Annotated in this window: 18 protein-coding genes; 6 read left to right on the forward strand and 12 right to left on the reverse strand. The window is 69.7% G+C overall.

Going from position 1 to position 21,208, the window contains the following annotated elements:
- Window positions 1-3 precede the first annotated feature (3 nt).
- From tldD to IEX18_RS08060, 7 genes are read right to left on the reverse strand one after another with little or no spacing between them, the layout of a single operon-like run.
- Window positions 4-1,428 carry a metalloprotease TldD gene (gene tldD / locus IEX18_RS08025; protein ID WP_188658207.1) on the reverse strand — a complete coding sequence of 475 codons (1,425 nt, stop codon included), beginning with the start codon at window positions 1,426-1,428 and terminating at the stop codon, window positions 4-6.
- A gap of 34 nt (window positions 1,429-1,462) precedes the next feature.
- Window positions 1,463-3,541: a bifunctional glycosyltransferase/UDP-glucuronate decarboxylase gene (locus IEX18_RS18810; RefSeq protein WP_308419332.1), complete on the reverse strand. Its 2,079-nt coding sequence runs from the start codon at window positions 3,539-3,541 to the stop codon at window positions 1,463-1,465.
- On the reverse strand, window positions 3,538-4,626 hold the full coding sequence (locus IEX18_RS08040; RefSeq protein WP_188658208.1) for a CgeB family protein: 1,089 nt from the start codon (window positions 4,624-4,626) through the stop codon (window positions 3,538-3,540). Before IEX18_RS08040 ends, IEX18_RS18810 begins: the two co-directional genes overlap by 4 nt.
- Complete coding sequence (locus IEX18_RS08045) at window positions 4,623-5,735, reverse strand: CgeB family protein (protein WP_188658209.1); 1,113 nt, start codon at window positions 5,733-5,735, stop codon at window positions 4,623-4,625. The genes IEX18_RS08040 and IEX18_RS08045 overlap by 4 nt, the downstream gene beginning before the upstream one ends.
- A complete protein-coding gene (locus IEX18_RS08050) occupies window positions 5,732-6,835 on the reverse strand; it encodes a glycosyltransferase family 4 protein (RefSeq protein WP_229664441.1) in 1,104 nt (367 codons plus the stop codon). Before IEX18_RS08050 ends, IEX18_RS08045 begins: the two co-directional genes overlap by 4 nt.
- Entirely contained in the window at window positions 6,832-7,902 is a 1,071-nt protein-coding gene (locus IEX18_RS08055; protein WP_188658210.1) for an SDR family NAD(P)-dependent oxidoreductase, read from the reverse strand. The genes IEX18_RS08050 and IEX18_RS08055 overlap by 4 nt, the downstream gene beginning before the upstream one ends.
- Window positions 7,899-9,014, reverse strand: coding sequence for an SDR family NAD(P)-dependent oxidoreductase (locus IEX18_RS08060; protein ID WP_188658211.1), 1,116 nt, complete (start codon window positions 9,012-9,014; stop codon window positions 7,899-7,901). The genes IEX18_RS08055 and IEX18_RS08060 overlap by 4 nt, the downstream gene beginning before the upstream one ends.
- A 185-nt stretch (window positions 9,015-9,199) precedes the next feature.
- Between IEX18_RS08060 and IEX18_RS08065 the strand changes: the two genes are divergently transcribed.
- The gene (locus IEX18_RS08065; RefSeq protein WP_188658212.1) at window positions 9,200-9,796 is read left to right on the forward strand and encodes a histidine phosphatase family protein; all 597 of its coding nucleotides are present in this window, start codon (window positions 9,200-9,202) and stop codon (window positions 9,794-9,796) included.
- On the opposite strand, the gene IEX18_RS08070 is transcribed toward IEX18_RS08065, so the two are convergent.
- Both IEX18_RS08070 and IEX18_RS08075 read right to left on the reverse strand, forming a co-directional pair.
- Window positions 9,700-10,176 (reverse strand): DUF6165 family protein, encoded by a 477-nt coding sequence (locus IEX18_RS08070; protein ID WP_229664442.1) that lies wholly within the window; start codon window positions 10,174-10,176, stop codon window positions 9,700-9,702. The genes IEX18_RS08065 and IEX18_RS08070 overlap by 97 nt on opposite strands.
- Entirely contained in the window at window positions 10,116-11,075 is a 960-nt protein-coding gene (locus IEX18_RS08075) for a glycosyltransferase family 9 protein (protein ID WP_229664443.1), read from the reverse strand. The genes IEX18_RS08070 and IEX18_RS08075 overlap by 61 nt, the downstream gene beginning before the upstream one ends.
- A 369-nt stretch (window positions 11,076-11,444) precedes the next feature.
- Between IEX18_RS08075 and IEX18_RS08080 the strand changes: the two genes are divergently transcribed.
- Genes IEX18_RS08080 through IEX18_RS08095 form a run of 4 tightly spaced genes read left to right on the forward strand, consistent with a single transcriptional unit; the run spans window position 11,445 to window position 15,098 of the window.
- Window positions 11,445-12,230 (forward strand): TIGR04290 family methyltransferase, encoded by a 786-nt coding sequence (locus tag IEX18_RS08080; protein WP_188658213.1) that lies wholly within the window; start codon window positions 11,445-11,447, stop codon window positions 12,228-12,230.
- Window positions 12,227-13,150: a glycosyl hydrolase gene (locus tag IEX18_RS08085; RefSeq protein ID WP_188658214.1), complete on the forward strand. Its 924-nt coding sequence runs from the start codon at window positions 12,227-12,229 to the stop codon at window positions 13,148-13,150. Before IEX18_RS08080 ends, IEX18_RS08085 begins: the two co-directional genes overlap by 4 nt.
- Entirely contained in the window at window positions 13,150-14,106 is a 957-nt protein-coding gene (locus IEX18_RS08090) for an MDR/zinc-dependent alcohol dehydrogenase-like family protein (RefSeq protein ID WP_188658215.1), read from the forward strand. Before IEX18_RS08085 ends, IEX18_RS08090 begins: the two co-directional genes overlap by 1 nt.
- Window positions 14,103-15,098 carry a Gfo/Idh/MocA family protein gene (locus tag IEX18_RS08095; protein WP_188658216.1) on the forward strand — a complete coding sequence of 332 codons (996 nt, stop codon included), beginning with the start codon at window positions 14,103-14,105 and terminating at the stop codon, window positions 15,096-15,098. The genes IEX18_RS08090 and IEX18_RS08095 overlap by 4 nt, the downstream gene beginning before the upstream one ends.
- A 249-nt stretch (window positions 15,099-15,347) precedes the next feature.
- Here the strand turns inward: IEX18_RS08095 and xylA are convergent, their stop codons facing one another.
- Genes xylA through IEX18_RS08110 form a run of 3 tightly spaced genes read right to left on the reverse strand, consistent with a single transcriptional unit; the run spans window position 15,348 to window position 19,270 of the window.
- The gene (xylA, locus tag IEX18_RS08100; RefSeq protein WP_188658217.1) at window positions 15,348-16,670 is read right to left on the reverse strand and encodes a xylose isomerase; all 1,323 of its coding nucleotides are present in this window, start codon (window positions 16,668-16,670) and stop codon (window positions 15,348-15,350) included.
- A 2-nt stretch (window positions 16,671-16,672) separates the two neighbouring features.
- Entirely contained in the window at window positions 16,673-18,121 is a 1,449-nt protein-coding gene (xylB, locus tag IEX18_RS08105; protein ID WP_188658218.1) for a xylulokinase, read from the reverse strand.
- Window positions 18,122-18,130: 9 nt separating this feature from the next.
- On the reverse strand, window positions 18,131-19,270 hold the full coding sequence (locus tag IEX18_RS08110; protein WP_188658649.1) for a glycoside hydrolase family 43 protein: 1,140 nt from the start codon (window positions 19,268-19,270) through the stop codon (window positions 18,131-18,133).
- A 476-nt stretch (window positions 19,271-19,746) separates the two neighbouring features.
- On the opposite strand from IEX18_RS08110, the gene IEX18_RS08115 reads away from it, so the two are divergent.
- Complete coding sequence (locus IEX18_RS08115; protein ID WP_188658219.1) at window positions 19,747-21,171, forward strand: sugar porter family MFS transporter; 1,425 nt, start codon at window positions 19,747-19,749, stop codon at window positions 21,169-21,171.
- Window positions 21,172-21,208 lie beyond the last annotated feature (37 nt).

A 21,208-nucleotide genomic window follows, 5' to 3' on the forward strand; every position in this document is an offset into this window, starting at 1 on the left:
GCCTCACCCCGTCGCCGTCCCCCCGACGGTCAGCCCCTCTACCAGCAGCGTCGGCTGGCCCACGCCCGCCGGCACGCTCTGCCCGCCCTTGCCGCAGACGCCGATGCCTTCGTCGAGGGCGAAGTCGTTGCCGATGCCGGTCACCTTGGTGAGCACCGTGGGGCCGTCGCCGATCAGCGTCGCGCCCTTGATCGGCGCGCCGATCCGGCCGTCCTCGATCCGGTACGCCTCCGTGCAGGAGAAGACGAACTTGCCCGAGACGATATCGACCTGGCCGCCGCCGAAGCTCTTGGCGAAGATCCCCTTCTTCACGCGGCCGAGCAGCTCGGCGGGATCGTCGCGGCCGGCCTTCATGAAGGTGTTGGTCATGCGCGGCATCGGTGCGTGCGCATAGCTTTCGCGGCGGCCGTTGCCGGTCGCGGGCACGCCCATCAGCCGGGCGTTGAGCCGGTCCTGCATATAGCCCTTGAGGATGCCGTCCTCGATCAGCACCGTCTCGCGCGTCGGCGTGCCCTCGTCATCGATGGTCAGCGAACCGCGGCGGTCGGCGATCGAGCCGTCGTCGACGATGGTGATGCCGGGCGCGGCCACCCGCTCGCCGATCCGGCCGGAAAAGGCGGACGTGCCCTTGCGGTTGAAGTCGCCCTCCAGCCCGTGGCCGATCGCCTCGTGGAGCAGCACGCCCGGCCAGCCCGCCCCGAGCAGCACCGTCATCTCGCCCGCGGGCGCGGCGACCGATTCCAGGTTCACCAGCGCCTGCGCCAGCGCCTCGTCGATCCCGCGGTTCCACACCGACGGGTCGAGCAGCCGGTCGTAGAGATAGCGGCCGCCGATCCCGAACGTCCCCGTCTCGCGCCGGCCGTTCGACTCCACGACGATCTGGATGTTGAGCCGCACCAGCGGGCGCACATCGGTGGCGAGGAAGCCGTCGGGGCGGACGATCTCCACCACGCTCCAGCTGCCCGACAGGCCGACCGAGACCTGAGCGACGCGCGGGTCGCGCGCGCGGGCGGCGGCGTCGATCGTCTGGCACAGGTTCACCTTGTCGGCGAAGGGCACGAGGTCTAGCGGATCGGTGTCGGTATAGAGCCGCGCATTGGTCCGCTGCGGCGCGGGCGCCCGCGGCGCGGTGGCGGGATCGATCAGCGCCATGGTCTGACCGGCCCGGCGGATCGCGTCCGCGCTCAGCTCGCTGGCATGGGCGAAGGCGGTCATCTCGCCCGACACCGCACGCAGGCCGAAGCCGGCATTGGTGTCGTAGCTCGCCGTCTTCAGCCGTCCGTCGTCGAAGCCGAACGCCTCGGTCCGGCGATATTGCAGGAAGAGTTCGCCGTCATCGGCCCGCCCCAGCGCCTCGGCGGTCAGTGCCTGGGCGGTGTCGGGCGAAAGCTCGCGGTAGAGAAACGCGCGCGGATCCTGATAGGTCATGGCCGGAATATAGGGCGTCCGCGGCGCGGGTCCACTATTCGGCGGCGCAGGCCAGCGCCTCCCCTTCCGCCAGTTCGGTCGCGAACCAGGCGCAGGTCGCCGCCAGCCCCTCGTCCAGCGACACCTTGGGCGCCCAGCCGAGCAGCGCGGCGGCGCGGGCGATGTCGGGGCGGCGGCGGCGGGGATCGTCGACCGGCAGCGGGCGATATTCGACCGGCGCCTCCGCCCCGGTCAGCCCGACGATCCGGTCGAGCAAGTCATTGACCGGCATCTCGTTAGGATTGCCGAGATTGATCGGCTCCATCCCGTCGATCTCGCTCTCCATCAGGCGCATCAGCCCGTCGACCAGATCGGAGACGTAGCAGAAGCTGCGCGTCTGGGTGCCGTCGCCATAGATGGTAATCGGCCGGCCCGACAGCGCCTGGCAGATGAGGTTGGAGACGACGCGCCCGTCATCGGGATGCATGTGCGGGCCATAGGTGTTGAAGATGCGGGCGACGCGCACATCGGCGCGACCGGTGCGTGCGAAGTCGAAGGTCATCGCCTCCGCCGCGCGCTTGCCCTCGTCATAGCAGGCGCGCGGACCGGTACAGTTGACGAAGCCGCGATAATCCTCGCGCTGCGGATGGATCTCCGGGTCGCCATAGACCTCGCTGGTCGAGGTCAGGAGGAAACGCGCGCCCGCCTGCTCCGCCAGTCGCAGCAGATGGTCGGTACCGAGCACGCAGGTGAGCATCGTATGCTCGGGATCTTCCTGATATTGCGGCGGAGAGGCCGCACAGGCAAGATTGTAGACGCGGGTGAAGCGGGCCGCGCGATGGAGGATGCTGGCGGGCAGCGGATCGACGACATCGGCGCGGACGAACTCGAAGCGCGGATGCGCCTCCAGCGCGCGCAGGTTCGACGCGCGCGCGGTCTGGAGATTGTCGAGGCACACGACATGCTCGCCGCGGGCGAGCAGCGCCGCGCACAGGTGCGAGCCGATGAACCCCGCGCCGCCGGCGACCAGCGTCAGCGGCGCCTCCTGGTCTGTCGTTGCCATCCCCATCGTTCTTCTCCCCTTGTCCTGCGACGCCTCTTGCAGATGGCGTTCGAGTTCTTCCGCGCGGTGGCGCGCGGTATGGCCGGCGAGCACCTGCTCGCGCGCCGCCTGCCCGATCGGCCCGGCGTCTATGGCGAGCGCGGCGAGCGCGTCGTCAGTCGTGTCGGCGAGCAGGATCGCCTCGCCCGGCGCGAACAGCGTCTCGATCCCGTCCCAGCGATCGGACAGGATCGGCGTGCCGCATGCGCCCGCCTCGAACAGCCGGACCGAGGGCGACCAGCCCGCCGCGATCATGTCCGCGCGGGTCACGTTGAGCGTCAGGCGCGAGGCGGAGTAGAAGGCGGCGTGCTCGGCCGGCGGCAGATGCTCGATCCGCTCGACATTGGCGGGCCAGTCGATCGTGTCGGGATATTGCGGCCCCGCCACGGCGAAGCGCAGGTCGGGGCGGCGGCGCGCGGGCTCGATCAGCAGCCGCTCCAGCGTCGGCTGGCGATCGTCGCTATAGGTGCCGAGATAGGTGAGATCCCAGCGCGTCTCGCCGCCGAGCGGGCGATAGGCATCGGCGTCGACCGAGCAATAGAGCGCCCGCGCGCGCGGCGCGCCATAGCGCTGCTCGATCCGGGTCAGAGTCGGCCCGCCGGTGAAGGACAAATAGACGTCGAAGCCGGGAATGACCGCGGGCGACAGATATTCGTGTTCGCCGCGCGCCAGCTTCGCCAGCGTCACCGGCGTGTCGATGTCGTAGAAGGCGGTGACGCCCTGCGCATGAGCCTGCACGAAGCGGGCGACCGCTACCCCGTCGGGCACATAGGAGCCGACGATCACCGCATCCGCCGCGGCGATCTCCGCGTGCCAGTCGTCGAGCGCGGCGAGGCTGCGATAATAGGCGAGCCGGCAGAAATCGGGATCGGTCAGGTCGCGATGCGCGCCCGCATACCAGGGTACCTCCCGCTCGAGGAACAGGATGTCGTGCCCCCGCTCGGCATAGGCGCGCAGCAGCGCCCGGAAGGTGGTGGCATGGCCATTGCCCCAGGACGAGCCGAGGCTGAGGCCGAGGACGACGAGTTTCATGCGGCCTCCAGGATGCGCGCCACATGTTCGGCGAGGATCGCGGCGACCTGATCCCCGCGCAGCGCATAGCTGTGCTGCGCCAGCACCCGTTCGCGCGCCGCCTTGCCGATCGCGGCGGCGCGTTCGGGGGTCAGTGCGGCGAGATGATCGGCGACGTCCTGCCCGTCGCGCGCCACCAGCACCTCGACATCGGGGGTCAGGAACAGCTCGATCCCTTCCCAGGCATCGGTGATCAGGCAGGCGGCGGCGCCCGCCGCCTCGAACACGCGGGTCGCGGGCGAGAAGCCGACATGCGCCATGGAGTCGCGCGCAACGTTCAGCACCGCGCGCGGCGTCGCGTTGAAGGCGTTGTGCTCGGCGGTGTAGACATGGCCGCGATGGCGGACGTTGCCGGGCATGTACTTCGTCTCCCAGCCATTGCCGCCGATCAGGAAGGACCGGTCGGGCGACAGGGCGGCGGCACGCAGGAAGAATTCCTCCACCCGCGCTTCCCGGTCGGGCAGGCGATTGCCGAGGAATGCGAGGTCGCAGGCGAAGGCAGGATCGGGCGGCACCGGATGATGCGTCTCGGGATCGAGCGCGTTGTAGACCGGGATGCAGCGCCGTGCGCCGAACGCCTCATAGGCGGCGATCACCGGCGGTCCGCCGCCATAGGTCAGCACCATGTCGAGCGCGGGCAGCGCATGACGCACCGGATGGTCGGGCGCGTCGCGCATCTCGTCCAGCGTCGCGGCGGCGTCGACGTCCCAGAAGATGCGCAGCGCGTCGGGGCGGGCGAGGCGCACCACGCCTTCGAGCAGCTCGCGGTCGAACACGCCGACGCCGTTCGCCTTGACCACCACATCGGCCTCCGGCGCATGCGACAGGACGGAGCGCAGCCCCTCCTCCGTCGCGGGATAGACGACGACGCGCGCCCAGTCGGGCGGCTCGATGTCGCGATGCTGCTGCCGGTCGAAGGCGTCCGGCTCGTAGAAGGTGATGGCATGGCCATGGCCGGCCAGCGCCTTCAGGATGCCGCGATAATAGGTCGCCGCGCCGTTCCAGTAGGAGGACAGCAGGCTCGATCCGTAGAAGGCGATCTTCATGCGGCGTTCCTGACGCTATCGGGGGTGGAGAGCTGGCGCGCGATCGCCTCCAGCTCGTCGACGCGGTGCGCGCAGCTGTGGCGCGCCCGGATGGTTTCGAGGCCGTGCGCGACCAGTTCGCGGCGCAGCTCGGGAACGTCGCGAAGCGTCGTCAGATGGCGGGTCATCTCGTCGCCGTCGCGCGCGACCAGATAGTCGGTGCCCGGCCGGAACAGCCCCTCCGCATCGTCCCACGGCGCGGAGACGAGCGGGATGCCGCAGGCCAGCGCCTCGAACACGCGGATGGTCGGGATGCCGGGCAGGATGGTGGCGTAGTAGCGTCGCGGCACATGGACGGTCGCCAGATGCCGCGCGAAGATCCCCGGGGCGGCGGCGTTGGGCGCCCAGCCGTGATAGCGTGCGCCGTGCCGAGCCAGTGCCGCGCGCGCCTCTTCGGGATAGCGGACGCCATAGATGTCGAGCGACAGCCCGGCCGCGGCGGCGGGGGCGAGCAGATACGCCTCGATCTCGGCGTTGCGTTCGCCGTCGCCCCAATTGCCGATCCAGACCAGTCCCTCGCGCGGGCCCTCCGTCGTCGGCGGGTGGAAGCGCGTGAGGTCGGCCGCCTCGTGCCACGTCCAGACGCGACCCTCCCAGCCCCAGCCGCGATAGACCTGCGACAGCGTCTCGCCGAACGCGAGCACCCCGTCATAGGCCGACAGGTCATAGGCGCGCATCTCTTCGGGCGCGCTGACCGCGCGGTGATGCGTGTCGTGGAACAGCAGGCGGAACGTGCCGCCACGCGCGCGCACCCGCCCGATCGCCGCGACCAGCGCCGGGTCGTTCCACTCGTGGACGATGACGAGGTCCGCGTCACCGATCAGCTCCGCCGGATCGGCATCGGCGGCGAAGGCGGTGGAGGAGAGGTCGGGATAGGCGTCGCGATAGGCGTCCAGCCCCGCCTCGCCATGGTCCTGGCGCAGATTGGCGAGGCTCCACGCGTCCGCCGGCTCGAACACGCGCACGTCATGTCCGCGCCGGATCAGCTCGCGCATCACCCCGCGCAGGAAGTGCGCATTGCCATGGTTCCAGCAGGAGGCGAGGCTGTGGGTGAAATAGGCGATCCTCATGCCGCCCTCTCCCGCAGCCGGGCAGGCGGTGCGACGCGGGCGAAGGCCGCGCGCATCCCCTCCGCCATCGCCGCCGGGGTGCGGCGGGCGGCGCGGGCGGCGGCGGCCTGACCCAGCCACGCCGCCTCGTGCGGATCGTCCGCCAGCGCCATGATCGCGCGCGCCCAGTCGTCGGGCGCCTCGCCCGCGACGAAATGCGCCGCGCCATCCCACAGCTCGCGAAACGCCGGTATGTCCGACAGGACGAGCGGACAGCCGGCCGAGGCCGCCTCCAGCACCGCCAGCCCGAACGGCTCGAACCGGGCGGCGGAGACGAAGACCGGCCGCTGCGCCAGCTGCCGCGCCAGCCCATGTTCGCCGAGCGTGCCGAGATGGCAGAGATGGTCGAGCGTCACCGCCTCGCCATAGGGGGCCGTCGCGGGGCCGGCGGCAACGAACGGGATCGGCAGCCGCGCCGCGACCGCATCGAGCAGCGGGGTCGACTTGGCCGCGTCCCAGAGCCGCCCGGCGGTGAAGGCGCGGCGCGTCGGCACCCCCTCGGGCCGGGTCAGCCGGGTGCGGCCGTTATGGACGGCGAGCGGTGCGAAGGGGAGCGCATAGCAGCGCCGCACTGCCTCGCCATAGGCCGCGGTGGGCGTCACGACGCAATCCGCGGCGCGCAGCCCCTGCCCGACCAGCTCGACATGCCAGCGCATCGCCGCGGGCGGCGCCTCGCCCGGCCGCACCGCATCCCACCAGGTCGCGACGCAGCCATGATCGACCGCGACGACCGGCCGGTCGAACCGGTACGCGCCTGCCAGGGCGGGCGAGTTGAGCTGGACGATATCGGCATCGATCGCCTGTGCCAGCTCGGCCACGCCGCGGGCCGCGGCGCGGACCGCGGCGGAGTCGCTGGCCAGCCAATCGAGCCGCTGGCCTGTCTCGACCAGCCGGATCGAGGTGCGCGCCGCCAGCGCCGCGCGCTGCGCGGTGTCGGGCGCGGGTCCCAGATGCGCGATCACCACGTCATGGTCGCGGGCCAGCGCGTCGGCGAGATCGATCGCATATTGCCACACCCCACCGACCGAGTCGGCGGTCATCAGCAGGCGGCGCTTGGTCACAGCGCCGCCACGCGCGGCCGCTCCGTCACCACGGGCAAGGACAGACCGCGCTCCTCCGCCAGCCAGCGGGCGAGCGCCGCCACGCCGTCGCGCCACGGCACGGGGTTGGACAGGCCCAGCGTCTCGCGAACGTGGCGGGTGTCTGCGACGAAATAGCGCTGGTCGCCCGCGCGCCAGTCGTCGAACACCACGTCCGGCGCGCCGCCGGTCAGCGCGCCGATCTCGGCGATCAGCGTGCGCAGGCTGACGGCGTTGCTCGCCCCGCCGCCCAGATTGAAGGCGCGGCCGGCGACGCGGTCGATCCGCCGCCACGCCGCGACATAGGCGTCGACCGCGTCCGACACGTCGAGGATGTCGCGCACCTGATGGCCGTCGCCATAGAGGGTGATGCGCTCGCCGGTCAGCGCGCGGATCAGGAAATGAGCGACCCAGCCCTGATCCTCGGTTCCCATCTGGCGCTGGCCATAGATGCAGCTCATCCGCAGCACCGCAGCGGGCAGGCCGTAGCTGCGCGCATAGTCGAGCACATATTGGTCCGCCGCGCCCTTCGAGCAGCCATAGGGCGTGTGGAAGTCGAGCGGCCGGTCCTCGCCGATGCCATGGGCGCGCAATGCGGGATCGGCTGGCAGATAGCCCGCCTCGGTCGGGCGGAAGGCGATATCGGCGAGGTCGCCATAGACCTTGTTGGTCGAGGCGAAGACCAGCGGCGTCTTCCTGCCTGCGGCGCGGATCGCCTCCAGCAGGTTGAACGTGCCGAGGATGTTGATCGACAGGTCGTCGCGCGGATCGGCCAGGCTGGTGGTGACCGCCACCTGCGCCGCCATGTGGAACACCGCATCGGCATCGTCGACCGCGCGGGCCAGGCTCGCCTCGTCGCGGATGTCGGCGACGATCGCGTGGATGCGCGCGCCGTGCCGCTCCTGCAGCCAGGCGAGGTTGCGCTCGACGCCGGGGCGGGAGAGCGCGTCGTAGATCAGGACGTCATGCCCCTCCCCCGCCAGCCGGTCCGCGATGTTCGAGCCGATGAAGCCGGCCCCGCCGGTGACGAGGATCCGCTCCCCGCTCATGCGACGAGGCCCCGGCGCTCCAGCTCGGCGCGCGCTTCCGACACGCGGTCTAGCGCGGTCTGCTGGCCGACCCATTCGGCGAGCTCTGCGAGCCCCTCTTCGAAGTCCTGTCGCGGCGCAAAGTCGAGCACGCGGCCGGCCCGGGCGATATCGCCGAAACAGTGGCGGATGTCGCCGATCCGCGCCTTGCCGACGATCTCGGGCGCGATCGCGTTCTTGCCCATCGCCCGCGCGAGTGCTTCCGCGACCTCGGTCACCGACCGGTCGCGACCCGAGCCGATATTGAGCGTCTCGCCCGGCGCGCGCGGATCGGTCAGCGCGTCGCAGAAGGCGCGGGCGACGTCGGAGACATGGACGAAGTCGCGCCGCTGCGCCCCGTCCTCGAAGATCATCGGCTGCTGCCCGTTGAGCAGGCGCGAGGCGAAGATCGCCAGCACGCCCGTATAGGGGTTCGACAGCGCCTGACCCGGCCCGTAGACGTTGAACAGGCGCAGGCACACGCTCTCGATGCCATAGGGCGCGCCCATGATATGGGTGGTGCGCTCCTGCACATATTTGTTGAGCGCGTAGATCGAGGCGAGCGACGGGCGCTTGCTCTCCGGCGTCGCCACCGGGGTCAACGGGCGTCCCTCCGCATCCAGCGGGTCCCACACGGCCTGGCCGTCGCGCACCAGCCCGCGCTCGGCATCCTCGACCAGCCGGCCGTCGGCGTCGCGGTAGAGCCCCTCGCCATAGATGCTCATCGACGAGGCGGTGACGACGCGTCGCACGGGGTGGTCGATCAGCCGCTCGAACAGCACGGCGGTGCCGACATCATTGGTCGAGGTGTAACGCTCGACCTCGTACATCGATTGGCCGACGCCCACTTCGGCGGCGAGATGGACGACGCTGTCGACGCTCTCGAGCGCCTTGGCCACCGCCTCGCCGTCGCGGACATCCGCCCGGATCAGCTCGACCTCGGGATCGAGCATCTTCGCGCCGTCGACATGGCCGTGGACCTGTTCGATCATCGCATCGAGCACGCGCACCCGGTTACCGCGGCGCAGCAGTTCCTGGCAGACGGAGCGGCCGATGAACCCGGCGCCGCCGGTGACAAGAATCTGTTCGGCCATCGTCCCTCGACTCCCCCGCTAAATTAATCTCGATCAACTGTATTAATCTAAATTACTACTTTAGCTTGATGCTTGTTAACTTTGTCCGCAGACTTGATTTCTGACGATCATTTCGGGCACAACATGAAAGCAAATGCATCTTCTTTGTCTTTGTTCCCGTTGATCTTTGTGACCGAAACGGTCTGATGGCCCGCTCCATCCTGCTCGCGCGCCACGGCACGCATGACGAGGTCGGCCGCATCCTGAGCGGTCGGTCGGCGATCGGCCTGAACGCGAGCGGCCATGCCGAGGCCGCCGCATTGGCAGCCCGGCTGGCCGACGAACCGCTGGCGGAGATCCATGCCAGTCCGCGCCCGCGCACGCAGCAGACCGCCGTCCGGATCGCCGACCCGCGCGGGCTTCCTGTCGTCACCACGGCGGCGCTCGACGAGATCGACTTCGGCAGCTTCACCGGTCGTGATTTCGCCGAGCTGGACGGTGATGCGGACTGGCAGCTGTGGAACGCCCGGCGCGCGACTGCCCGGTGCCCCGGGGGCGAGACGATGGAGGAAGTGGTCGCCCGCGCCCTCGGCTGGATGCGCGGGATCGGGACGAGCTCGGGAGGCGGCAGCATCCTGGCCGTCACCCATTGCGACGTGATCCGCGGCATGATCGCCTTCCTGTCCGGCGCGGGCCTCGACCGGCTCTACGACCTGCCCTGCGCGCCGGGCTCGCTCGCGCGCTTCTCGGTCGACGCGGCGAGGGATGGCGGCGCGATCCGGATCGTCTCGCTGCCCGAATAGCTCTTCTCTTCCATCAGGTCGGATTCGAGCTGCACGTTGATCGCGCGCTTCAGCGCCGCGCGTCGGTCGTTCTGCTGATAGACCTGCCGGGCGAGCGCGACGAAGTCGGCGCCGAAGTCGGTCGCCGCCTCCCGCTCGCGGATCGCGTCCTCGATCTCCCATAGGGCTTCGTTGACCTGCTTGAGCGCCCCGACGAGCGGCGCGACGCCCTCGCGGGACAGGGCCTGGCCGCCGATCCGGCGCAACAGGCCATATTCGCGCGCCACATTGGCCCGCGCCTCGGCGCGGGCGATCCGGTCGCGCTTGATCTCGAGGATGGTCAGCTTGTCGAGCAGTTCACCCCAGGAGACGGGGACGGAAGGCGTGGCGATGCTGGCCATGACGGCGTTTCCTTTGCGGGGCGAGGCGCGAGCGCGCGGACGATGGCGGCGACCGGGCGGGACCAGTCGCCGGGGCGGGATTGCGGAAACAGGCGCGTCGCCGGATACCAGTCGCTGACGCGCGCCGCGGGGTTCCATCGCCAGTCGGGCTCCGCCTTGAGCAGCAGCAGCACCGGGCGGCCGAGCGCGCCGGCCAGATGCGCGATCATCGTGTCGACCGTGACCACCTGCGCGCAGCCCGCGACCAGCGCGGCGGTCCGCTCCATGTCGAGCGGGCAGCCGGCGGGATTGTCGACCGGCAGTCCGCTCGGCGCGGCGACCAGGGTGATGCAGCGATGCGCGGCCGCTATCGGTGCGAGCAGCCGCTCGGGCAGCGACCGGTCGGGGTCCCACTCGCCAGCCGCATGGCACAGGCCGATCGCACCGCGATGGAGCGGATCGGGAATGGCCGACGCCCAGTCGGCGCGCGCATCGCCGGGCCGCGCGCGCAATGCGAACGGCAGTTCGCCGATCTCGAGATCGCACGCTGCGGGCGGGAGCGGCCGGGCCGGGTCGAACGGATGGATCGTGATGCCCGGAAACGCCCGCCGCAGGAGCGGCGCGAGGCATGGCTGCGCCACCACCGTCACCCGTGCCGCGCGCGCGGCGAGCAGGGGCAGGAAGCGCGCGAATTGCAGCGTGTCGCCCAGCCCGTGATAGCAGCGGACCAGCACGGACTGCGCGTCGAACGGCCGCCCGTCCCACACCCAGCGCAGATGGTAGGGAAGCGTCGGGTCGTCGCGCGTCGCGGGATCGCGCGCCGCCAGCAACGCCCCGCAATAGCTCCATGCCTCCTCATAGGCTCCCGCCCGCATCGCGGCGGCCCAGTCCCCCGGCGGCATGTTCCCAGCCCTGCTCATGTCACAGGAATGTCGTTCTATTGTAGGTAGTTCCCGCGAGTTTCCGGTCGCGCCGAGCGGCCTGCGGCCCCGGCGAAGTCGGTCACAGGCGCAGGCTACCAGCTACAAAGCCCGGTTTTCCGGGGGTCGGATCCGCCCCTGTCCGGATCGTCGCTCGCTTTTCCGGCCGGCGCGCGACATCGAAAGTTGAGGCAAGTTAAGGCAAAAAAATGATCTACTTACCCGGCGGAACCGGCCGTGGATCCGACCGTTAGCGAAACGAATGCCGCCAGCTTCCAAGTTGCGGATCGATCTGGATCAGGAATGTTCGCCCGCAAAGCAGCGAACAGATCTTTCGGGGGTGAGATGGACGCGGCCGATACGGCGAGAATGACCGTTGAGGTCGGGCTGGAGCAACGGATAGCAGCGCTCGGACCCTGGTTCCACAATATCGACCTGGGTGGCATCACGACCGCACCGGACCATTTCTTGGGCGACTATCCCGCCGCCAAGTTCGCGCGGTTCGCCGATGCGGTCCCCGCCGACATGACCGGGCGCAGCGTGCTCGACATCGGCTGCAACGCCGGCTTCTATTCGGTCGAGATGAAGCGGCGCGGCGCGGCCCGGGTCGTCGGCATCGACAGCGACGACCGCTATCTGGCGCAGGCACGGCTGGCGACCGAGGCGCTGGGGTTCGAAGGCGTCGAGTTCCGCAACCTGTCGGTCTACGACGTCGCCGCGCTGGGCGAGCGGTTCGACCTCGTCATCTTCATGGGCGTCCTCTACCATCTGCGCCACCCGCTGCTGGCGCTGGACCTGATCCGCGAGCATGTCGCCGGCGACCTGATGCTGTTCCAGACGCTGCAGCAGGGATCGGATGCGGTCGATCCGGTGCCGGAGGACCATCCCTTCTTCGAGCCCGACAGCTACCGCCAGCCCGCCTATTTCGACGCGCCCGGCTATCCGAAGATGCACTTCATCGAGCGGTGCTTCGCGGGCGACTGGACCAACTGGTGGGCGCCGAACGCCGCGTGCAGCCAGGCGATGCTGCGCGCCGCCGGCTTCACCGTCGAGGCCACCGCCGAAGTCGATGTCTATCTCTGCCGCACCGCGCCCGTGCCATTCGCGCAATATGGGCCGGCGGCCGTCTATCCGGTAAAGGGGGAAGCCGCGTGATCGAAGCCGCGATGATCTGGAACGAGCCGAACAACAAGTCTCACTGGGATCCCGAACTTGATCCCGACTGGTCGATCTATGCCGACCATGTCATCCGTGCCGGCTCGGCCATCCACGCGATCAATCCCGCGGTCACGCGGGTGCTGGGCGGCATGTCGCCGATCGATCCCGGCTGGGTGAACCGGATGCGGACACATGGCGCGCTCGACGCGGTCGACGTGGTCGCGGTGCATGGCTTCCCGCTCGACTGGAACCTCTGGTCGATCCATGACTGGCCCGCCAAGATCGCCGAGATCGAGGCGGTGGTGCCCGACAAGCCGGTCTGGGTGACCGAGGTCGGCGTCGGCTCGTTCGGCGCGGAGGAGGTCCAGGTGTTCGGCGTCGAGAAGACGGCCGAGCTGCTCCTCGGCCGCGTGCCGCGCGTCTACTGGTATTCGCTCTACGACCTGCCCCGGGCCTGGGGCGCGACCACTCGCCACCGCGAGGCGGAAGGATCGAGCTATTACCGCCACTTCTACATGGGCCTGATCCGCGAGGACGGCACGCCCAAGCCCGCGCTCGACGTCTATGCCCGCCATGCGGAAGAGATGGGCCTGATGCAGTGGTTCCATTTCGAGGATCCCCGCCTCGACGAGGCGGTGCAGTGGATGCGGCGCCTCGGCACGCGCAAGCTGCGCACCGGCCTGTCCTGGGCCGATCGCTTCCGACCGGGCGCACTCGACTGGTACGACCGGGTGATGGAGGCGCTCGCCGAGTTCGACGTCACCGTCACCTTCTGCTTCACGCCCGAGCATCTGGGCGTCGCGCCGCATCATTCCAGCTGCGCGCGCGAGCCGCAGATGTTCGCCGATTTCTGCGCGGAGATGATCGAGCGCTACGCGCCCGCCGCCGCTCCGGCGCTGCCGCTCGCCGCCGCCTGATGCGCGCCGCCCTTTTGGCCGCACCAGGCCGCATCGACCTCGCCGACGCCCCGCGTCCCGAGCCGGGGGCGGGCGAGGTCCGCATCCGGTTGGAAGGCTGCGGCGTCTGCGCCTCCAATCTTGAACCATGGGCCGGTCTCGAATGGATGACCTATCCGGGCGAGCCCGGCGGCCTCGGCCATGAAGGCTGGGGCACGATCGATGCGCTGGGCGAGGGCGTGACCGGGCTCGCGATCGGCGACCGCGTCGCCGCCCTCTCCTATCGCAGCTTCGCCGAGTATGACCTGGCCCGCGCCGACATGGTGGCGAAGCTGCCGGCCGCGCTCGACGGACAGCCCTTTCCGGGCGAGCCGCTGGGCTGCGCCTTCAACATCTTCCGCCGCAGCGACGTGCGCGCCGGACAGACGGTGGCGATCATCGGCATCGGCTTTCTGGGCGCGGTGCTGACCCGGCTGTGCAGCGCCGCGGGCGCACGGGTGATCGCCATCTCCCGCCGCCCGGAATCGCTCGAACTCGCCCGCCACTATGGCGCGGCGGAGACGATCGCGATGGACGATCACTGGCGGATCATCGAACAGGTCAAGACGCTGACCGGCGAGGCGCTGTGCGACCGCGTGATCGAGGCGGTCGGCAAGCAATGGCCGCTCGACCTCGCCGGCGAGCTGGTGGCGTTCGGCGGCCGGCTGGTGATCGCGGGCTATCATCAGGACGGGCCGCGCCAGGTGTCGATGCAGATGTGGAACTGGAAGGGGATCGACGTCGCCAATGCGCATGAGCGCGATCCCGCGGTGCAGATGCGCGGGCTGCGCGAGGCGATCGACTGGGTCGCGGATGGACGGCTCGACCCCGCGCCCCTCTATTCGCACCGCTATCCGCTGGAGGGGCTGGGCGAGGCGCTCGACGCGACGCGCGACAAGCCGGAGGGGTTCGTCAAGGCGCTGGTGATGCTGCGATGAGGCCGCGGGTCGGGTTTCTCGGCACCGGCTGGATCGGCCGGCACCGGATGGCGGCGATGATCGCGACCGGCGCGATCGAGGCGGCGGCGGTCTGCGAACCGGACGCGGCGGGCCGGGCCGAGGCACTGGCGCTGGCGCCCGAGGCGCAGGTGGCGGATTCGATCGACGCCCTGCTCGCGCTGGACCTCGACGGGATCGTCATCGCCACCCCCAGCGCGCTCCATGCCGAGCAGGCGATCCGCGCGCTGGAGGCAGGCGTCGCGGTCTTCTGCCAGAAGCCGCTCGGTCGCGATGCGCAGGAAGTGGCGGCGGTGCTCGCCGCGGCGAAGGCGGCCGACCGGCTGCTGGGCGTCGACCTCTCCTATCGCCACACCGCCGGCATGGTCGCGATCGCCGACGCGATCCGCAGCGGTGCGCTCGGCCGGGTGTTCGCGGTCGATCTGACCTTTCACAATGCCTATGGCCCCGACAAGCCGTGGTTCTACGATCCGGCCCAGTCGGGCGGGGGCTGCGTGGTCGATCTGGGCGTGCATCTGGTCGACCTTGCGCTCTGGGCGCTCGGCTTTCCGCCGGTATCCGACGCAGACGCGCAGCTGTTCGCGGGCGGTGCGCCGCTTCGAGCCGGACAGGTGGAGGATTATGCCAGCGCGACCTTCCGCGCCGGCGACGCGGCGGTGCGGCTGGCCTGTTCGTGGCGGCTCCATGCCGGTCAGGACGCGGTGATCGCCGCGGAGTTCTACGGGACCGAGGGCGGCGCGACGCTGCGCAACGTCGGCGGCAGCTTCTACGACTTCACCGCCGCCCGCTTCACCGGGACGGCGACGCATGTGCTGGCGGACGGCCCCGACGACTGGGGCGGCCGCGCCGCCGCGGATTGGGCCATCCGCCTCGCTAAAGGGCGCGGCTATGATCCGGCAGCCGACGATTATGTGCGCTCCGCCGAGGTGCTGGACCGGATTTACGGGCGGAAGGCCGTTATCTATCCCGACTGAGGCGAACGTCATCCCAGCGAAGGCGACACCTTTGCAAGAGGCCGTCGTCATGCCGGACTTGTTCCGGCATCCACGGCACTGCAAACGCACAAGCCTAGAATTTCGCGGCACGGTGGATCCCGGAACAAGTCCGGGATGACCGCGAAAAGGGTGCCGTCGCGGCTGTCGCAAAAGTCTCGCACTGACCTGTGGAAGCATAAAAAAGGGCGGCCCGCAGGCCGCCCCCTTTTCCATCACAGCTCGGCGAGATCACTTCCCCGGATGGACGATCCGGTTGAGGATGTTCTCGATCCGCTCCTGCCGGCCGGAGCGCGGCTGGGGGTCGATCGCCTTCTCGACCGCCAGGTCGGCGATGCCGGCAAGGTCTAGGCCCGCGATCTGCTGGCCGAAATCGCCCTCCCAGCCCGCATAGCGGTCCTTCTTGATCGCATCGAGGCGACCGTCCTCGATCAGCGCGGCGGCGTTGAGCAGGCCCTTGGCGACCACGTCGATCCCGCCGACATGGCCGTGGAACAGGTCCACCGCGTCCATCGACTGGCGGCGCACCTTGGCGTCGAAGTTGAAGCCGCCGGTGGTGAAGCCGCCCGCGCGGATGATCTCCAGCATGGCCAGCGTCAGCTCGTCGACCGAGTTGGGGAACTGGTCGGTATCCCAGCCATTCTGCGGGTCGCCGCGATTGGCGTCGATCGAGCCGAAGATGCCGAGCGCGCCGGCGGTCGCGATCTCATGCTCGAAAGTGTGGCCCGCCAGCGTCGCGTGGTTGGCCTCGATATTGACCTTCACCTCGTTCTCGAGGCCGTACTTCTTGAGGAAGCCGTACACGGTCGCGGTGTCGAAGTCGTACTGGTGCTTGGTCGGCTCGTGCGGCTTCGGCTCGATCAGGATCGTGCCGGTGAAGCCGATCTTGTGCTTGTGCTCGACGACCAGGCTGAGGAAGCGGCCCAGATTGTCCAGCTCGCGCTTCAGATCGGTGTTGTGCAGCGTCTCGTAGCCCTCGCGGCCGCCCCACAGCACATAGTTGCTGCCGCCGAGGCGATGGGTCGCCTCCAGCGCGTCGCGGACCTGCATCGCGCCGAATGCGAACACTTCCGGATCGGGATTGGTCGCGCCGCCGGCGGCGAAGCGCGGATGGCTGAACAAATTGGCGGTGCCCCAGAGCAGGCGGCGGCCCGACGAGCCCTGTAGCTTTTCGAGATGGTCGACCGCCTCGGCGAACAGGCGGCGATGCTCGGCGACGGTCTGCGCGTCGGCCATCACGTCGACGTCGTGGAAGCAGTAGAAGGGGATGTCGAGCTTGGTGAAGAAGTCGAACGCCACCTCGCGCTTCTCGGCCGCGGCGGCGCTGTCGTTCGCGCCGCGGTGCCACGGGCGGTTGAAGGTACCGCCGCCGAACACGTCGGAGCCGGGCCAGCAGAAGGTGTGCCAGAAACAGGCCGCGAAGCGGAGGTGATCCTCCATCCGCTTGCCCAGCACGACCTTGTCCTTGTCGTAGAAGCGATAGGCGAGCTCGTTGTCGCTGTCCGGACCCTCATATTGGATCTGCGGGATCTCGGCGAAGAAGTCGGTGGCCATGGTCAGACGTTCCTTGGAGTGATGCGGGGATAGGCGTCGCGGAACCGGGCGAGCTTGGGGGCGAGCCGCTCGGCGAGCAGGGGATCGGGGGCGATGCTGTGGCTGGTCGGCGGGGCGACGCACACCTCTTGCGCAGAGCCGCCGTCCACCGCGAGCTGGGCGAGGCGTGCCGCGCCGAGCGCCGGGCCGACCTCGCCGCCCTGGAGATAGACGAGCTCGACGCCCAGCGCCGCCGCCAGCGTCTGACCCCAGTAGCGCGAGCGCGCGCCGCCGCCGATCACCGACAGGCGCGACAGTTCGGTGCCCGCCTCGCGCAGCACGGCAAGGCCATCGGCGAGCGCGAAGGCGACGCCCTCCAGCACCGCCTGCGCCAGCCGCTCGGGCGTGGTGTCATGGTCGAGGTTGAGGAAGCCGCCGCGCACCTCGGCATCGTTGTGCGGCGTCCGCTCGCCCGACAGATAGGGCAGGAAGATCTCCGGCCCGCTCGCCGGCCCGGCGCTCTCGGCGCGCGCGAACAGCTCGGCCGCGCCCGGCGTGCCGGTCAGCCGCGCCACCCAGTCGATACAGGCGGCGGCCGACAGGTGGACCGACATCTGGTGCCACATTTCGGGCAGGCAGTGGCAGAAGGCATGGACCGCGCGCGCGGGATTGGGGCGGAAGTCCCGGGTCGCGACGAAGATCACGCCCGAGGTACCGAGCGAGAGCAAGGCGTCGCCATCCTTCACCACGCCGACGCCCGCCGCGCCCGCGGCATTGTCGCCGCCGCCGCCCGCCACCGGCACCTCGCCGATGCCCCAGGCCTCGGCGACGTCGGCGCGCAGCATGCCGGTGCGGTCGGTGCCCTCGACCGCGCGCGGCATCTGCGCGCGGTTCAGGCCGGTCGCAGCGAGGATCTCGTCGCTCCAGTCGCGTCCCGCCACGTCCAGCCACAGCGTGCCCGCCGCGTCGGACACGTCCGACGCCTTCTCGCCGGTCATCCGCAGCCGGACATAGTCTTTGGGCAGCAGCACCGTCTCGACCTGCGCGAACAGCTCCGGCTCATGATGCGCGACCCAGAGCAGCTTCGGCGCGGTGAAGCCGGGCATGGCGAGATTGCCGGCCACCCGGTGGAGGTCGGGCGCCTTCTCCTCCAGCTCGCGGCACTCGGCATGGCTGCGCCCGTCATTCCACAGGATCGCGGGCCTCAGCGGCCGGTCGGCGGCGTCGAGCAGGGTCGCGCCGTGCATCTGCCCGGCCAGGCCGATGCCGCGGACCGCCCGGCGCACCGCCGGGTCGATCGCGCGCACCGCGGCGGTGGTCGCCTGCCACCAGGCCTCCGGATCCTGTTCGGACCAGAGGGGGTGGGGCCGCTGGACGGTGAGCGCCGCCGTCCCCTGCCCCGCCACCGCGCCATGTTCGTCCAGCACGACGGCCTTCACGCCGGACGTGCCGATATCGATCCCGAGGAACATGGGTTGTGCCTACTCCACGAAGGGGTCGATGGTCGGGATCGTCCCGTCCGGGTTGAAGGTCAGCTCGGTCATCTTGACGTTGCGCAGGTGGTTCTTCCCGGACAGCTGGGTGTCGGCATAGAAGAGATACCATTTGCCCTTCCACTCGACGATCGAATGGTGGGTGGTCCAGCCCTGCACCGGCTTCAGGATATGGCCCTTGTAGGTGAAGGGGCCGTAGGGACTGGTGCCGATCGCATAGTTCAGGAAGTGCGTATCGCCGGTCGAATAGGTATAGTAATATTTGCCGTCGCGCTTGAAGACCCAGCTCGCCTCGAAGAAGCGGCGCTCATGGTCGCCGCCCAATACCGGCTTGCCCTTCTCGTCGAGGATCACGACGTCGCGCGGCGTCTCGGCGAAGGTCTTCATGTCGGGATTGAGGCGCGCGATCTGGCCGGACAGGGCGGGCTTGTCGTCCTGCTTCAGGTCCGTGTCGCTGCCGTTCGGATCGTACTTGCCGTTCTTCCAGCGCTGGAGCTGCCCGCCCCAGATGCCGCCGAAATACATATAGGCCTTGCCGTCGGCGTCGGTGAACACCGCCGGGTCCATGGAGAAGCTGCCGGGGATCGCGGTCGGCTCGGCCTTGAACGGCCCCATCGGGTTCTTCGAGGTCGCCACGCCGATGCGGAACGCGCCCAGGCCGTTGCGGTCCTTCGTCTTGTCGCGCGCCGGGAAGTAGAGATAGTAGGTGCCGTCCTTATAGGCGGCATCCGGCGCCCACATCTGCTGCGAGGCCCAGGGCACGTCCTTCACGTCGAGCGCGACGGGACCGACGGTGACGGGGCCGCCCGGCTCGTCGATGCGCAGCACGCGATAGTCGCGCATGGCATATTGGTTGCCGAGATCGTCGTCCTTCGTCTCGGTCGGAATGTCGTGGCTGGGATAGACGTAGAGCTTGCCGTCGCCCCAGACATGCGCGGAGGGGTCGGCGGTGTAGATGTCGCGCACCAGCGGCTGCGACAGATAGCGCTTGCCCTCCGGCGAGCGTGCCTCGGCGCCGTTGTCCGCCGCCGCGGCGGCATCATTGGCAGCCACGGCCTCGTTGCCGCCCGCAGCCCGCCCGCCGCACCCGGCCAGGCCGAGGCCCATGGCCAGCCCGGCCAACATCATCCGTTTCATGATCGCCCTTCCCTCTCCACACGGGTCTATCGTTCGGTCCTAAAGCAGCACGATAGCGCTACCAACAGGTGCCGCGCAACCGGGTTCGTCGTCTCCTCGCCCCGCTGTCCGGCGCTGGTCGGGACAGCGGGCCGAAGCGGACGGAACGTCCCTGTCGGTCGGCGGGCAGGATTGCCGATCACCGGCGCAAGCGCAACCCCGCCCGCTGCCCGGCAAGACTTACCGGCCAACACGGCTCCTCTTTTCCGCCGCTTGCCCCCGCCAACCCCCGGCCGCGCCGCCCTCGTCGTGGCGTCCCATGCGCCGACGCATATAGGGCTGGACTTGCGCCGCCCGCGCGGCGAGAGTGTGCCGCGGTTCGCCCGGTCCCGTTCTTGACAGTCCGCGCCGGGGGGAGTTGATAGCGATACCAGAAGGGCGGCGCGGCGGTTCGACCCTGCGCGCGTGAATCATAGGAGAGGGGCAGCATGGCAGGCGCAAATGACGGCGCACTACCGCAACAGGTGAATATCGGCTTCATCGCGGCGATCGTGGCGGTCGCGACGATCGGCGGTTTCATGTTCGGCTATGACTCGGGCGTGATCAACGGCACCCAGAAGGGGCTGGAAGCCGCCTTCGACCTCGGCAAGCTGGGCATCGGCGTCAATGTCGGCGCGATCCTGGTCGGCTCGGCGATCGGCGCGTTCGGGGCGGGCCGGCTCGCCGACCGGATCGGCCGGCGCAGCGTGATGATGCTCGCCGCGGCGCTGTTCCTCGTCAGCGCGCTGCTGGCGGGCGCGGCCTCGGCCTCCGCGATCTTCATCGTCGCCCGCATCATTGGCGGCCTGGGCGTCGGCGCGGCCAGCGTCATCTCGCCGGTCTATATCTCCGAGGTCACGCCGGCGGCGATCCGCGGGCGGCTGTCGAGCGTCCAGCAGGTGATGATCATCACCGGCCTGACCGGCGCGTTCGTCGCCAATTTCGCGCTGGCCCGCTATGCCGGCGGCTCGACCGCGCAGTTCTGGCTCGGCTATCCGGCCTGGCGCTGGATGTTCTGGCTGCAGGCGATCCCCGCCGCGGTCTATCTCGTCGCGCTGCTCGTCATTCCGGAAAGCCCGCGCTATCTGGTCGCGCAGGGCCGCATCGACGAGGCGCGCGCCGTCCTGACCCGCCTGTTCGGCGCCGCAGAGGCGGACCGGAAGGTCGCGGACATCAGCCGCAGCCTGGCGGCGGACCATCACCGGCCCAAGCTGTCGGACCTGGTGGACAAGACGACCGGCAAGATCCGTCCGATCGTGTGGACCGGCATCGGCCTCGCCGTCTTTCAGCAGTTCGTCGGCATCAACGTCGTCTTCTACTATGGCGCGACGCTGTGGGAGGCGGTCGGCTTCTCGGAAGACTATGCGCTCCAGACCAACATCCTGTCGGGCGTGCTGTCGATCGGCGCCTGCATCGCCACCATCCTCCTCGTCGACAAGATCGGCCGCAAGCCGCTCCTGCTGATCGGCTCGGCGGGCATGGCGGTGACGTTGGCGATCGTCGCCTGGGCCTTCTCGACCGCGGTGGTCGGCGATGGCGGCGCGGTGTCGCTGCCGGGCAATAACGGCGTGATCGCGCTGATCGCGGCGAACCTCTACGTGATCTCGTTCAACATTTCGTGGGGCCCGATCATGTGGGTCATGCTCGGCGAGATGTTCCCGAACCAGATCCGCGGTTCGGGTCTGGCGGTGTCGGGCTTCGCCCAGTGGATCGCGAACGCCGCGATCTCGGTCAGCTTCCCGGCGCTGGTGGTGTCGCCCGGCCTGGCGGTGACCTATACCGGCTACGCCATCTTTGCGGCGATCTCGTTCTTCTTCGTGCGCGCCATGGTCAACGAGACCCGTGGCCGCGAGTTGGAAGACATGGAAGGCTGATCGTTTCCGTCCCCCGTGCCGCCAGGCATGGGGGACG

This window comes from Sphingomonas metalli (assembly GCF_014641735.1).
Classification (GTDB): Bacteria; Pseudomonadota; Alphaproteobacteria; order Sphingomonadales; family Sphingomonadaceae; genus Sphingomonas; species Sphingomonas metalli.